This window comes from Shewanella sp. S1-49-MNA-CIBAN-0167 (genome assembly GCF_040310145.1).
GTDB lineage: Bacteria > Pseudomonadota > Gammaproteobacteria > Enterobacterales > Shewanellaceae > Shewanella > Shewanella psychromarinicola.
On sequence record NZ_JBEOPO010000007.1, the window covers coordinates 43,180 to 57,992 of the forward strand.

The window sequence follows — 14,813 nt, forward strand, 5'->3', positions numbered from 1 at the left end:
ATCACTATCGGAATCACATGCTAGTTAATATTCTAATGTTAGTTGCTGGCCTTGCTGTTTTAGTTTGGAGTGCGGATAGATTTGTTTACGGAGCGGCGGCATTTGCGCGAAATTTAGGCTTGCCTCCCATGTTAATTGGATTGACCATTGTTGCGATGGGTAGCTCTGCACCTGAAATGTTTGTTGCAGCTACGGCCTCAATGGATGGCATGCGTGATACCGCCGTGGGTAACGTACTGGGCTCAAACATTGCTAACATCACCTTAATATTAGGATTAACCGCCTTACTTGGCGCCATTAGCGTAGCCTCAAAGACCTTAAAACGCGAAATACCTATTATGCTAGCCGCCACGGTATTTGCTGGCTATACCCTGCATGATAATGTGCTAACACGAGCAGAAGGTATCATGCTCATCGTGGTACTTTTCGTGTTAATGGGATATTTCATTTGGCAAGCGACTCATGATAGAACAACCGACAGCTTAGATACTGAACTTGGATCTGATATCCCTAAAAATGTCTCAACCTTTCATGCTATCATTTGGCTAATCGTCGGTATTATATTCCTCCCGCTATCAGCGAGTTGGATGGTAGATGGTGCTGTGGGTATTGCAAAGTTTTATGGCTTGTCAGATCTTGTCATTGGATTAACCATTATTGCAGTGGGAACAAGCCTACCAGAATTAGCAGCCTGTATTGCTGGCGTATTAAAAAAAGAACACGATCTCGCTATTGGTAATATCGTTGGATCGAATTTATTTAACATTCTTGCCGTACTGGCACTACCAGGGTTAATTGCCCCTGGCGAAATAGATGCCTCTGCCAGTGGAAGAGACTTCTATATGGTATTGGGCACCAGTACTGCATTAGCCGTTTTAGTATTATCCAGTGGCACCAAGCAACAACTGACTCGTTGGCATGGCGCACTATTATTAATCACCTTTATTGCGTACCAAATTATTGTATTTCAATCCCATTAGATTGGAGCATTAAAGGTAAAGTCTTAAGCTAAAAGAGAGAGCCGTATGGTAAATCAAACTCAATTTCGTCAATGGGGCCGTAAAGTCATTGATATTGAAAAAGCTGCTTTAGATAATTTATATCAATATGTGGACTCAGTTGAGTTTGGCCAAGCATGTGAACTCATTATGCAGTGCAAAGGCAAAGTGATTGTCATGGGAATGGGCAAATCGGGTCATATCGGTAATAAAATATCCGCGACGTTTGCCAGTACCGGCACGCCGGCATTTTTTGTTCATCCTGGTGAGGCCAGTCATGGTGATTTAGGCGCATTGGCTAAGAACGATATTGTACTGGCGATTTCCAATTCAGGTGAATCGAGCGAAATACTCACGTTAATGCCTGTGATTCAACGTATGGGCGTGCCTGTTATTGCCGTAACAGGTAAACCAGACTCTAACATGGCGCGTTTATCTAAAATTCATTTATGCATTGAAGTACAAGAAGAAGCATGCCCGTTAGGATTAGCGCCGACGTCTAGCACCACTGCTACGCTAGCAATGGGTGATGCATTAGCCATTGCATTGTTGCAAGCAAAAGGGTTTACCCGTGATGACTTTGCCTTATCACATCCTGGTGGCTCATTGGGGCGAAAATTATTACTAAAAGTAGACGATGTCATGCATAAAGGCGATGATTTGCCTATCGTCAGTGATGCTATTTGTATTACTGAAGCGCTTTATGAAATATCTAAAAAAGGCCTTGGCATGACGGCGGTAGTCAACCATGAAGCCAAACTAGTGGGTATTTTTACTGATGGTGATTTACGCCGGGTCATCGATGCCGAAGTGAACCTTCGTACCACTTCGATAGCCCTGGTGATGACCAAAAACTGTGTGACCTGCCCCACGGGTATTTTAGCTGCACAAGCGCTACAAATCATGGATGAAAAAAACATCAACGGACTGGTTGTCGTCAATGAAAAACACCAACCGATCGGGGCATTAAACATGCTCGATATGGTTAAAGCTGGAGTCATTTAATCATGTCAGAATCAACCTCGTGTCACCAAGGATTTTACGGCCCTATCAGTAATGATATTTGGCAGCGAGCTCAGAAAATTAAACTGTTAATCTGTGATGTCGATGGGGTCTTTTCAGATGGACGTATTTATCTCAGTAATGCTGGCGAAGAACTCAAAGCCTTTCATACTCGCGATGGCTACGGTATACGCTCAGTTCTCACTAGCGATATTCATGTTGCCGTCATTACAGGTCGTCAATCAAAAATTGTCGAAACCCGAATGACCGGATTAGGAATCAAACATATTTATCAAGGCATTGATAATAAATTTGAACCTTTTGAGCAACTTATGTCGCTGTATAATGTAAGCGCCGAACAAGTAGCCTACATTGGCGATGACATGGTTGATCTGCCCGTAATGAAAGCCGTAGGTCTCTCCGTGTGTGTCGGCGATGGTCATCCGTTTGTAAAACGACATTGTCACATGACAACGACCTTAAACGGCGGACATGGAGCTTTGCGAGAACTGACTGACTTATTACTCTTAAGCCAAGATAAATTTGCCAGTGCTCATGGAATGAGTATATGAATCGGATCACCCTAAGTATTGTGGCTTTTTTTGGTCTTGCTTTTATGTTGTACTGGCAAGCACAAATAAAACGCAGTGAAATGGACTCGGTGAAAGTACCTGGTATTGAGCGCCCTGACTTTATTGCAGATAACCTACGCACCACGGAATTCAATCAACAAGGTTTTGTCGAAAGTCGAGTCAGCGCCGAGCACATGGAGCATTATGCTTCAAGTGACATCACTCACTTTACCAAACCGATATACCTCATTTACCCTGAAAATGGTAAAGCACAATGGCAATTAAGTGCAGATCGAGGACAATTGAATAAAAACACCAGCAAAGTCATATTAGAAAACAATGTTATTATTGATGCCATTGATATAGAAGAACCCCTGCAGTCATTGAGTACCCAAGCGGTGACGGTAGACTTAACCACTATGATAGGCACCTCACAAGAGATGGTGTATATCAAAGGCAAAGGGTTTATTATTAAAGGCTTAGGCCTACATGCTGACTTGAATTCGCAACAATTATCGCTACTGAGCCAGGTAGAAGGAACATATGAGCCACATTAATCGTCTCCACACTCGCGCCAATGTTATGTTATTGAGCAGCATACTTTGCCTGTTGAGTTTGCCTGCTATGGCGAAACAAGGTGATCTGAAACAAGAATTAAAAATTGTTGCGGTTAGCCAATTTGCTGACATAAAAAATAACCAAATCATTTTTAATGGTCCGGTTAAGATTGTCCAAGGCAGTATTAATATCAATGCTGATGAATTACGGGCGTTTACCCCCGAAAACAGCACCAGTAAGAAACTTATCGCCACTGGCAAACCCGCGACGTTTTCACAAGAATTAGATGACGGTCAAATTGGTACTGCCAGTGCCGACGAAATATCCTATGACCTTGCGACTACCACGCTAACATTGACAGGTAATGCCAAACTTAATCAATCGGGTAGCCAAGTGACCGGTAATCGAATTAAGTACAACATCAATGCGCAAGAGCTTATTGCTGAAAGTTCGGGCACAGGGCAAGATCGGGTTATCACCATTATTCAACCTGAGAATTTCCAAGACGAGTCTGCGCCAAAGCAAAAACTCCCTGAAATCCCAGTTAAAAAGCAGATCAAACCATGACCCAAATAACCTTAACCGCTGAAAATCTGGCTAAAAGCTATAAAGATCGTCAAGTTGTTAAAGATGTCAGTTTAACGGTTAAAACAGGCCAAATTGTTGGGCTTTTAGGCCCCAATGGTGCAGGTAAAACAACCACCTTTTATATGGTTGTCGGCCTAGTGAAAAGTGATAAGGGTCGAATTTTAATTGATGATGACGATCTCACTGACGATCCAATGCATCTGCGAGCTCGCAAAGGCATTGGTTACTTACCACAAGAAGCCAGTATTTTCCGTAAACTCACAGTGTATGACAACATTATGGCCGTGTTGCAAACCCGCAAAGAACTCAGTACAAACCAACGTATTGAACAGCTTGAGCATCTATTAGAAGAGTTCCATATTACCCATATTCGAGACAGCCTAGGCATGTCGTTATCGGGTGGTGAACGTCGTCGTGTTGAAATTGCGCGCGCTTTAGCCGCCAATCCAAAATTTATTCTACTCGATGAGCCCTTTGCTGGTGTTGATCCGATTTCTGTCATCGACATAAAAAAAATCATTCAACAACTTAAAAGCCGAGGTCTAGGAGTATTAATTACCGACCATAACGTACGTGAAACGTTAGATGTCTGTGAGCGAGCTTATATCGTCAGCCAAGGTAATTTAATTGCCGAAGGCACACCTGATGAGGTATTGAGCAATCAACAAGTTCGGGCGGTGTACTTAGGTGAACAATTCAAGCTATAGTTACTTTACGGGCCTTTAGTCTATCTAACTCATTTGATTGAACGATATCTAAACAGCGTTAAACATCATTGATGTACGTGACAATCCATTACAGTTTTATAAATTGTCACTTTTATGGAAATCATCTAGGGATAAGCGGTAAATGAAAGCGTCACTCCAACTTAAAATGGGTCAACACTTAACCATGACCCCACAATTGCAGCAAGCCATTCGCTTACTGCAATTATCGTCATTGGAGCTACAGCAAGAAATCCAACAAGCATTGGATTCAAATCCATTACTTGAAATAGAAGATGAGTTTTCTGAAGCAAAAGACCCCGTAAAAGAAAATCGCGACCAAGCTGATACAGACTTCAGTGACAACAGCATTGTCAATATTGAAAAAGACACCTCAACAGTCGACACAGCAGAATCTATGACCAAAGAAACCATGGATGATTTAGCCATGGATACTACATGGGATGAAGTGTACACCGCCTCGCCGATGTCAGGTTCAGGTAGTGCTAGCATGCGCGATGATGACATGCCGTTTCAAGGTGAAACCACCGAAGGTCTGTATGAACATTTAGAATGGCAGAAAAATCTCACTCCATTTTCAGAGACCGATCTTGCCATTGCCACAGCGATCATCGACGCCGTGGATGAACGCGGTTATTTAACCCAAAGTACCGACGATATTCTCGAAGCCATGGGTGACGAAAATGTTGAGTTAGATGAAGTTGAAGCTGTATTAAAACGAATTCAACACTTTGATCCCGTTGGTGTTGCTGCACGTGATTTAAGTGAATGTTTATTGATCCAATTAGCGCAATTCTCTAACACCACACCCCATATCGATAATGCCCGTTTGCTAATCAAAGACTATTTAACCTTAATTGCTGGGCGTGATTTTAGATTATTGATGCGCAAAACTAAGCTAAAAGAAAATGAGTTACGTGACGCCATCACCCTAATCCAATCACTCAATCCTCGTCCAGGCTTATTGATCACCGCCACCGATGACGAATTCGTTATTCCCGATGTCACGGTACTAAAGAAAAATGGCCGTTGGGTTGTAGAGTTAAACCCAGACAATATGCCCAAAATTGGCGTTAATCAGCAATACGCCGCCATGGCTAGAAGCAGTAAAAATCAGTCTGACAGTCAATTTATTCGAGGCCATTTGCAAGAGGCTAAATGGTTTATTAAAAGTATCGAAAGCCGCAATGATACTCTACTCAAAGTGGCAAATTGCATTGTGCAATTTCAGCAAGGCTTCTTTGAATACGGTGAAGAAGCCATGAAACCTATGGTGCTAAATGATATTGCTGAAGCAGTAGAAATGCATGAATCGACAATTTCACGAGTCACCACACAAAAATATATGCACACCCCACGTGGACTATTTGAACTAAAGTACTTCTTCTCTAGCCATGTCAGCACTGACGATGGCGGGGAATGCTCATCAACAGCAATTCGTGCTTTTATCAAAAAGCTGGTTGCCGCAGAAAACCAGAAAAAACCATTGAGTGACAGTAAAATGGCTCAACTTCTGGCAGAACAAGGCATAAACGTTGCTCGTCGTACGATTGCAAAATACCGAGAAGCAATGCTAATCCCGCCCTCAAACCAACGTAAGAGTTTATAACCTACAAGGTTGTGGAGGATTTTCTATGGATATAAATCTGACTGGACGTCATGTCGAAATAACTGAATCTTTACGTGAGTATGTTAATGGTAAATTTTCAAAGCTTGAACGACACTTCGATCAGATCCATAATGTACACGTTGTACTCCATGTAGACAAATTACAACAAAAAGCAGAAGCCAAAATCCACGTTAATGGCGCAGAGATTTTTGCTATGTCAGAAAATACTGATATGTATGCTGCAATAGACGCCCTGATCGATAAACTCGACCGTCAGGTAATTAAACACAAAGAGAAGTATACAAAACACTAACGATGGAACTTTGTACCATTCTGCAGCCGGAATGCACTACCTGTGCCACACCGGGCAGTAAGAAAAAAGTACTGGAACTCATCAGCAATTTAGTCGCTGCCCAGTATCCAACCCTGTCTTCGCAAGAGGTTTTTGAAAGCCTATTAGCGAGAGAAAAAATGGGTAGCACAGGTATAGGAAATGGCATTGCGATACCTCATGGTCGATTAACGACCATCGATCACCCCATCGCGATATTTGTTAAATGTGAAGAAGCCATTGCCTTTGATGCAATTGATAAGCAGCCCGTGGATATTTTATTTGCTTTGTTAGTACCTGCAGACCAGTGCCAACAACATTTAGGCACGTTATCGAGTATGGCTAAAAAGCTCAGCGATAAGCAAATATTGAAACAGCTTCGCAAAAGCCACAACGCAACAGAACTTTATCGGGTTATAACTGCATGAAACTTGTCATAGTATCGGGACGTTCAGGTTCAGGGAAATCCGTTGCCTTAAGAGTATTAGAAGACCTAGGATATTATTGTGTCGATAATTTGCCTCTACCCCTCATTGGCACATTACTCGCTCAGCTCAAGGGCAGTAATGATTTAGTTGCGATTAGTGTTGATGTCCGCAACATTGCTGAACAAGGCAAAGTGCTTCAAGACCAATTAGCCCTACTTGAACATGACACTGAAATTATCAGCTTCTTTCTAAATTCCAATGATAAAGTGTTACTTAAACGCTACAGCGAAACACGCCGATTGCACCCGTTATCTAAAAATCATATTTCACTGCAAGAAGCGATCAAATTAGAAGGCCGTTTACTTGAGCCTACCGCAAAAATTGTTGACCATTACATTGACACTTCGGCGCTAAATATCTACGAGTTAAGCGACCAAGTTAGGCAAATACTACTAGGCAGTGTCGATAAAGAATTGGTCATTAACTTTGAGTCTTTTGGCTTTAAGCACGGCATGCCGACTGAAGCGGATTTTATGTTTGATGTACGCTTTTTGCCCAATCCACACTGGGAAATAGAATTGCGCCCATTGACAGGATTAGACGAACCCGTACAAGAATTTTTAGGGCGTCAGCCATTGGTCAACAAGTTCATTTGGCAAATTGAAAACCTATTTGAAACCTGGATGCCACACCTAGAACGTAACAATCGCAGTTACCTGACTATCGCGATTGGTTGTACGGGTGGCCAGCATCGTTCGGTATATATTGCAGACCAATTAGCAAAACGATTTAGGCAAGGCAGTAAACACACTGTTAATGCTCGCCACAGAGAATTAAGTATAAGTGAACTCACCGCTAAGTGAGCATAGGATTGCATGAATGATCAAACTTGAACGCCAAGTTACCATTTCCAACAAATTAGGATTACATGCCCGTGCAGCAACAAAACTCGCGGTATTAGCCGCCGATTTTGACGCGAACATCACCTTAACTCAGGGCGAAAAAAACGCCAGTGCCGCAAGTGTGCTTGGGTTGTTAATGCTTGAAAGTGGAATAGGGAAAATGATCACCGTGACCGCAAAGGGTCCAGATGCCGAAGTAGCATTAAATGCAGTGTGTGATCTGATTAATGCTAAATTTGATGAATCTTGCTAAATCAGTGAAGAGTACGATTCGCGAGTCACTCACTTTTTAATCCACTATTATTCTTATTACACGTGGCCTAACCAAACTGTCACGACATTGATGCTCAACGGTAGACATCAGTCCCTCGATAATATTAGCCCTTAGGTTTATCTCACGCAGTTGATACCCATCTGATTAAGTATCAGTTCACTCTGCGGGAGTTTAGCGTTTAACATAATACAGATATCGCCGCTTTCAGCAACGGATCCAGTATGACTCTGCATCCGTGCAGTCGTCCGTCAATATGATGTATAGCAGCGTAGACCATGCATAATTTCGTCCAGAGGAAACGACTCAAGTATCCCATTTCGGCGTTACATTGTCTTACAAGCAGACAACGATTATTGCACCAATACGCCTTAAACAGAAAAACCTGAGCAGCCCAGAATGATTACATACTTTATGATATAAGTATGATGAATAGGAAGTAGATATATGGGTAAAGAGTACCTAGATAATGAGATAACCGAACAACGCCTCAATCAACTCGTTCAAGCGCTAGACAGTGGTTTGTTTGTTCATGCTCGTAACATGTTGCACACCATGTCACCTAACGATGTCGCCCTAATTCTCGAATCATCACCGCCCAAAAATCGACAAGTGTTATGGCAACTCATTGACCAACAATATGCGGGTGAAATTCTTGACGAATTAGGTGAAGAGCTTAAAGATTCACTCATTAGCAGCATGACACCAGAAAAGCTCGCCCAGGCCACAATAGGTATGGACACAGATGATCTCGCCTATATTCTTCGCAGCTTACCCGATGGTGTTTACAAGAAAGTACTTAAGTCAATGCGCAGCCAGGACAGGGATAGAGTAGAACAAGCACTGCGCTATCCTGATGATACGGCAGGCAGTATCATGAACACCGATACCGTCACCTTACGACCCGATGTCAATATCGAAGTGGTATTACGTTATTTACGTCAACGGGGAAACTTACCCGATACTACCGACACCTTATATGTTGTTGACCGTCAAGATCATGTTTTAGGCGGAGTAAGATTAGTCGATTTATTAACCTGCGATCCAAGCGTAACCGTCCGAAGCATTATGGACACAGAGTTAGAAAGTATTCCGGTTGAGATGTCTGATAAAGATGTAGCCCAAAAATTTGAACGACTCGATTGGCTATCCGCCCCAGTCGTCGACAGCCAAGCAAAATTGCTTGGCCGGATCACCATCGATGACATTATCGATGTGATCCGCGAAGATGCCGAGCATTCAATGATGGGGATGGCAGGGATGGATGATGATGAGGATACCTTTGGCCCAGTGCTAAAAAGTACGCTAAGACGCTCCCTGTGGTTAACGATTAACTTATTTGCTGCGTTACTTGCCTCGTCTGTCAGTAACATGTTCGAAGGCACCTTAGAGCAATTTGCCACCATCGCGATTTTAATGACCATAGTTCCGAGTATGGGCGGGGTTGCCGGTAATCAAACCTTAGCACTGGTGATCCGTGGTATTGCACTTGGGCATATTGGCCAAAGTAACTCACGTTGGTTGATTGGTAAAGAACTCAGCATTGGATTATTAAACGGCTTAATGTGGTCTATATTGGTATTTTTTGCAGTATGGCTGTGGAAAGATGACATCGCGTTAGGAGGGTTAATTGGTTGTGCTATGCTGATTAATATGACGGTTGCAGGCTTTGCTGGCGCCACTATTCCAATAATGTTAAAAAAGTTAAATATTGACCCAGCATTAGCCGGTGGCATGGTATTAACCACGGTGACAGATGTGGTTGGCTTATTTGCATTTTTAGGCCTAGCCACATTGTTCTTAATCCACTAGCTCATTCATTTGATTGGTGCACACCATGTCGTCCAGTGAAATTGCAAACTCTAGCGCAATTCCCCGGACGACTTTGCCCCCGCCATACATCGCTAGCCTGTTTAACATGCGTCTTCACGCCCGGATCACTTACCAAGATGACGTCCATTAAAGCCATATCATCAAACCCACTCCTTGTATGATTTTTTAAACCATCCACTCGGAATAACTCATTCGACTATAACGCCTTGCTCATCTTGTCATTAAGATGACCTTTTGCTGCCATATTGGTCATCCATACTGTGCAGCATCGACCACTTCAGCGATAAATAATCGCCATAGCATCTTTCACCAATTTAGTGCAATTGCACCAAACTAACCAATAGGTAAGTAATAACCCATTGACAATAAAATATTAAATACTTGATAAATAACAGATTAAATTTTCCTACAACGTTGGCACAAAGTTTCCATATAACAACTAATACCCACTAAGAGGTAGTTTTATTGTAAAGCATTCCATTGTAGTTGTAGGAGATAGCGATGAAGAAAATTAACTTAAGTCGTCAGATTAAATCGGTCAGTATCATGCTCAATAATATCGTTCAACAATGCCGACAAAATATTTTTTTCTTAGCGCATCTCGGTTGCAGCCAGTGGGATGATGTTGAAACTCGCTCAGGCAAACATAAATAAATCAGCAGGAGGTTATTTGATGAATATGTCAAATACGAGACAGTATCCAGTGGAATTACAAAGACAAGTAATTGATGAAGTCAAAAACCATAACAGATTATTGTCTGATGTAGCAAAGCAATACGGTGTATCAGCTAAAACCGTTTACCAATGGGTAAGAAGTAATGATCTTCGCCAAATGAGAAGCAAAAGCGCTATCGTGTCAGAAATAGCCCATTTACAACAAAAAATCACTCAGCTAAGTCAACAGTTACATACGATGGCAAGCTAAGCATATACGCTTGAGATAGCGTTTAAACTATCTTAAGCCATAATGACTGGAAATTCAGTTAACCGTTTTGGCAAGGATGTTTGATAGTGTTAGCAACTCGTCCCCCAGCAAGTTGAAAACAAAGCAACAAACATTCTAATAATAAGCGCAAAATACTTGCATCCTTGCCGCTTTATTGCTCCACCGTTAGTCGTTAAGGAAGCCGGCTAACATAACAGTTAAGGCGTTATTGGTTCCCCAGATGTAATAGCCAATAACGTCATTTTTATTAAGGTGTTTTAGCTTTAGCCATTGACGGCGCGATTGTCACCATTAACAGAGCTAAATATCAAAACCGTTTTGGCAAGGATGTTTGATAGTGTTAGCAACTCGTCCCCCAGCAAGTTGATAACAGAGCAACAAACATTCTAATAATAAGCGCAAAATACTTGCATCCTTGCCGCTTTATTGACAGTTCAGGCGTTATTGGTTCCCCAGATGTAATAGCCAATAACGTCATTTTTATTTCAGCCTTTGGCTGATAGCTCAAAGCCAAATAATAATAATGAGCTTGAGCAACGCCCTAAAGCTTCAATTGATACTCAATGATTGCGTTAGGGTGGTGATACCACCGCAGCATAAATAATAATATAAATATAAATAAACTATGCAAACAAAAGCCCCAATGCAAAGGATGCATTGGGGCTTTTTCATACTCATAAGTTAACCTTAGTCGGAGTAATACCAATCGAATTCATTCTCTGCTCATGCATAAAACAGCTTAACCGAAATATAGCCGTTATGGCTCGGTGTCCATCAGTGATCGTCTCACTAATTTAACAAATAAGTATCTGAATTAAATGGTAAATAATATTTATTTTCACAATGGCCGCCACTATGAATCACTTTACTTAGTAAATTAATGATTAACAAGAAGCTTAGTATTTCCGTTATTAATTGATAATATTAAAAAAAAACGATTATATTGACCAATATTTCTCACAAAAAATAATACATTAACTACACTTAACATTATTTATCTTTTGACTGAAATCTCACTTATGCACAAAGTGTTAATGATTATTTTTTGGAGCCTAATCGCGATTGGCATTGCGGGTTGTGATCTTAATCAAAACTCATCCATCAAGACCTTAGCCGCAAAGGGTCCGATTAAAATTGCTGTTTCTAATACGCCACTTTCTGCACCCTTTTTTATTGCCGAACAACAAGGTTATTTTAAGCGTAATAATCTTAATATTGAGTTAGTTAGATTAGATGGTGGGGTGAAATGCTTCAATGCGCTGCTCAATAAACAAGTGGATCTCGCCACTGCCTCTGAAACTGTGGTGATGTTTAATAGTTTTAAACAAACAAACTTTTCCGTATTAGCCAGTTTTGTCGAATCAGATAACGATCTCAAATTACTTAGCCTAGTACCGCAAAAATATCATCAGCTGAATAATCTAGCCAACGTCCGCGTAGGGATAGTAAAAAGCAGTGCTAGTGAGTTTTTTTTCGATAGTTTACTGATTATGTATAATAAAACTCAACAGCCTATCGAGCGCATTTATTTACGTGCAGATCAGCTTATTCCAGCATTATTAAATAATGAAGTTGATATTATTTCAGCTTGGGAGCCATTAAGTTATTTGTTAACACAACAAATAACCTCAAATACAAAAGTCATCAATAGCCGCGGTCTATATCACTTATCCTTTAACTTAATCGAGCTTAAACAAACGACGTTATCAGCCTCAGAAAAGTTAGCTCTACTCAAAGCAATTAATGACGCAATAGACTATATTCATACACACTCAGATCTTGCTCAGGTAGACATTAGTCGCATCTTGAATATCGATCCTTCCCAACTGCATTATTCTTGGAATGACTATACTTTTAGATTATCCCTCAGTAATGCACTTTTTTCTAACATTCAAATTCAAAGCCAATGGGCCATCGACAATCAATTAGTTCCGACAGAAAAGAGCGTCGACTTCAGGCAAGTTATCGATCGTCAATTACTTGAAGATTTTATGAATTCAGAGGCTGGATGGTAATTTATGATGTTATCTAAGCGCCTAAAGCTAACCGCAACACTCTGCACACTTCTCACGTTCATTGTTGGTTTATCGCTGATCCAAATTCACAACTATCAGCAGCAAATATATCGCCAACTCAATTACTCAATGAAGTTGCAGATCAACATTGATAGCTTGCGAAGCCAGCTGTGGCTTTACCAAGAATATACCGATGGCCAGGGGCTTTCAGAGCTGAATAAACGCCAAACAGAACTGGCCCAAAATCTCGCAGAAGATATCAACTGGGCGATACAACAAAAACTCATTATCGCAAATCTTAATCAGCTCAATAGCAATATTAGAAAGCTCATCAATACGCAAAATAGCTACCACAGCAAACAAGTCGATGTTTCATCAACACTGATTGCCGAACAATTATTTAAAGCTAAATACAGCATGACCATTGAAGAAATGACCGAAGAAATGTTCCGACTTCATCAATTATCAATTAAACAAGCGAGTCAAACACAGCAAAAATTATTATACCTCGTTGGAGCCGTACTGTTACTACTCGCGATTTTGGTTACGGCATGGTCTTTTATAACGCTGATTCGATTTAAAAAAGGATTGGCTTCACTTAAACAAGGGATGAACGCGCTTGCTGCTGGGGATTTAACCAGCCAGATTAATTTCACTGATACCGATGAGTTATCTGCACTTGCCGATAACTTTAATAAAATGAAACAATCACTCGCCCAAATTACGATCAAAAAAGAAGAGTTAAAACAAGAAGTAGACAGTCAAACCCACAAACTGATCGAACAACAAGACAGGCTCATTTTCCTAGCTGAACATGACGAACTAACAGGGATTTACAATCGTCGTGCGTTTATAAAAAAAATAGATACTGCGATCGCAAGAGATTTACGTGGCGAGGATCAAGCAGCTTTATTGTTTCTTGATTTGAATAAATTTAAAGACATTAACGATTCACTCGGCCACAGTATTGGCGATGACGTTATAATGATCATAGCCTCACGCTTAGTAAACAACTTGCGAGCAACCGATATGGTCGGTCGATTCGGAGGAGATGAATTTATCGTATGGCTCGATATGATCACCGGGCCTATCGATATAGAACATAAAATACACCAGCTATTGGACTGTATTAAGCAACCTATTATCATCGGCCAACATATTTTACACGTGGGGGCGAGTATTGGGATTAGTATACTGCCTAAGCATGGTTTAAATAGTCGGGAGCTAATCAGCGCAGCTGATACTGCAATGTATCAAGCTAAAGCAGACGGTAGCATTGAATTTTGTTTCTATACCAGCAATCATGGTGTCTCTGCTTTAGCAACCTCATAGGTTTGAGTGTTCCAATCAAAATAATATTCAACCCCTTGCCACTCATAGACTGTCCCGTTCGCACGCTGGATCACTTTAGCATTTGCAGGTAGGTGGCTTAAGCCCGAAGCATACTCAATATGGGTCGTAGTCCGCTGTTGAGGCGCAACAATGGTGTCGATAAGCTTAATATTTTGCGGCTGATATCCGCTAGTTAACTGATGTTGATAGGGATAAAAACCGTTGTTATTTCTACGGGAATAACCATTCCCCCAATATGAGCCATATCGCCAGTTGTTGCCATGACTTAAACTAATCCCGATACTTGGGCCCCAATGTCGGTTAACTCCCCAGCCTTGATCCCAACCAAATCCCCAACGCCAAGGATCACGATTTCGGTGATGATTATTGTGTTGGCGATAATGATTATGTTGAGAGCTGACAGAATGCGAAACACGATTAGAATACTCATTCGCTAACGACGGCTGAGCACTGGCTGAACTCGCCATACTGAGTATAACAACACAACCAAGCCCGAATAATGGCATCAAAGTCCACTGCTTATTCGTTCGCATAAGTCACCTCTACCACATTATTGACTATTACCATTTTAGCCTAAGTATAGCTAAAGTCGATATCAGTAATATAGGTCTATCAAATTGGTTAACCCTATATTAGAAAAATGCTATAGTGCGCGCCATATTGGATTTGATTTACAGGCGGT

Annotated in this window: 17 protein-coding genes; 16 read left to right on the plus strand and 1 reads right to left on the minus strand. The window is 41.2% G+C overall.

The window, feature by feature from the left end; genetic code table 11:
• Positions 1-17 precede the first annotated feature (17 nt).
• From AAEZ00_RS04695 to AAEZ00_RS04770, 16 genes are all read left to right on the plus strand, one after another.
• Positions 18-980, plus strand: coding sequence for a calcium/sodium antiporter (locus AAEZ00_RS04695; protein ID WP_124012479.1), 963 nt, complete (start codon positions 18-20; stop codon positions 978-980).
• A gap of 45 nt (positions 981-1,025) precedes the next feature.
• Complete coding sequence (locus AAEZ00_RS04700) at positions 1,026-2,003, plus strand: KpsF/GutQ family sugar-phosphate isomerase (RefSeq protein WP_124012480.1); 978 nt, start codon at positions 1,026-1,028, stop codon at positions 2,001-2,003.
• Positions 2,004-2,005: 2 nt separating this feature from the next.
• On the plus strand, positions 2,006-2,572 hold the full coding sequence (gene kdsC / locus AAEZ00_RS04705; RefSeq protein WP_101034049.1) for a 3-deoxy-manno-octulosonate-8-phosphatase KdsC: 567 nt from the start codon (positions 2,006-2,008) through the stop codon (positions 2,570-2,572).
• Positions 2,569-3,129 carry an LPS export ABC transporter periplasmic protein LptC gene (lptC, locus tag AAEZ00_RS04710; RefSeq protein WP_124012481.1) on the plus strand — a complete coding sequence of 187 codons (561 nt, stop codon included), beginning with the start codon at positions 2,569-2,571 and terminating at the stop codon, positions 3,127-3,129. Before kdsC ends, lptC begins: the two co-directional genes overlap by 4 nt.
• The gene (lptA, locus tag AAEZ00_RS04715; protein ID WP_124012482.1) at positions 3,116-3,697 is read left to right on the plus strand and encodes a lipopolysaccharide transport periplasmic protein LptA; all 582 of its coding nucleotides are present in this window, start codon (positions 3,116-3,118) and stop codon (positions 3,695-3,697) included. The genes lptC and lptA overlap by 14 nt, the downstream gene beginning before the upstream one ends.
• A complete protein-coding gene (lptB, locus tag AAEZ00_RS04720) occupies positions 3,694-4,425 on the plus strand; it encodes an LPS export ABC transporter ATP-binding protein (RefSeq protein WP_124012483.1) in 732 nt (243 codons plus the stop codon). The genes lptA and lptB overlap by 4 nt, the downstream gene beginning before the upstream one ends.
• Positions 4,426-4,567: 142 nt before the next feature.
• Complete coding sequence (locus tag AAEZ00_RS04725) at positions 4,568-6,052, plus strand: RNA polymerase factor sigma-54 (protein WP_124012484.1); 1,485 nt, start codon at positions 4,568-4,570, stop codon at positions 6,050-6,052.
• A gap of 25 nt (positions 6,053-6,077) precedes the next feature.
• The gene (gene hpf / locus AAEZ00_RS04730) at positions 6,078-6,365 is read left to right on the plus strand and encodes a ribosome hibernation promoting factor (protein WP_124012485.1); all 288 of its coding nucleotides are present in this window, start codon (positions 6,078-6,080) and stop codon (positions 6,363-6,365) included.
• A gap of 2 nt (positions 6,366-6,367) precedes the next feature.
• Positions 6,368-6,811 carry a PTS IIA-like nitrogen regulatory protein PtsN gene (ptsN, locus tag AAEZ00_RS04735; RefSeq protein ID WP_101034043.1) on the plus strand — a complete coding sequence of 148 codons (444 nt, stop codon included), beginning with the start codon at positions 6,368-6,370 and terminating at the stop codon, positions 6,809-6,811.
• Positions 6,808-7,674, plus strand: coding sequence for an RNase adapter RapZ (gene rapZ, locus AAEZ00_RS04740; RefSeq protein WP_124012486.1), 867 nt, complete (start codon positions 6,808-6,810; stop codon positions 7,672-7,674). The genes ptsN and rapZ overlap by 4 nt, the downstream gene beginning before the upstream one ends.
• Before the next feature lie 16 nt (positions 7,675-7,690).
• Entirely contained in the window at positions 7,691-7,966 is a 276-nt protein-coding gene (locus AAEZ00_RS04745) for an HPr family phosphocarrier protein (RefSeq protein WP_101034041.1), read from the plus strand.
• Positions 7,967-8,431: 465 nt separating this feature from the next.
• The gene (mgtE, locus tag AAEZ00_RS04750) at positions 8,432-9,796 is read left to right on the plus strand and encodes a magnesium transporter (protein WP_101034040.1); all 1,365 of its coding nucleotides are present in this window, start codon (positions 8,432-8,434) and stop codon (positions 9,794-9,796) included.
• A 522-nt stretch (positions 9,797-10,318) separates the two neighbouring features.
• Complete coding sequence (locus tag AAEZ00_RS04755; RefSeq protein ID WP_157822248.1) at positions 10,319-10,471, plus strand: hypothetical protein; 153 nt, start codon at positions 10,319-10,321, stop codon at positions 10,469-10,471.
• 19 nt (positions 10,472-10,490) lie between these two features.
• Positions 10,491-10,742: a transposase gene (locus AAEZ00_RS04760; RefSeq protein WP_124012487.1), complete on the plus strand. Its 252-nt coding sequence runs from the start codon at positions 10,491-10,493 to the stop codon at positions 10,740-10,742.
• A gap of 1,055 nt (positions 10,743-11,797) precedes the next feature.
• Positions 11,798-12,778: an ABC transporter substrate-binding protein gene (locus AAEZ00_RS04765; protein ID WP_164839437.1), complete on the plus strand. Its 981-nt coding sequence runs from the start codon at positions 11,798-11,800 to the stop codon at positions 12,776-12,778.
• 3 nt (positions 12,779-12,781) lie between these two features.
• Positions 12,782-14,110, plus strand: coding sequence for a diguanylate cyclase domain-containing protein (locus AAEZ00_RS04770; protein ID WP_351075112.1), 1,329 nt, complete (start codon positions 12,782-12,784; stop codon positions 14,108-14,110).
• Here AAEZ00_RS04770 and AAEZ00_RS04775 read toward each other — a convergent pair.
• Complete coding sequence (locus tag AAEZ00_RS04775; protein ID WP_124012491.1) at positions 14,080-14,664, minus strand: hypothetical protein; 585 nt, start codon at positions 14,662-14,664, stop codon at positions 14,080-14,082. The two genes, AAEZ00_RS04770 and AAEZ00_RS04775, sit on opposite strands and share 31 nt — an antisense overlap.
• Between the last annotated feature and the right edge of the window lie 149 nt (positions 14,665-14,813).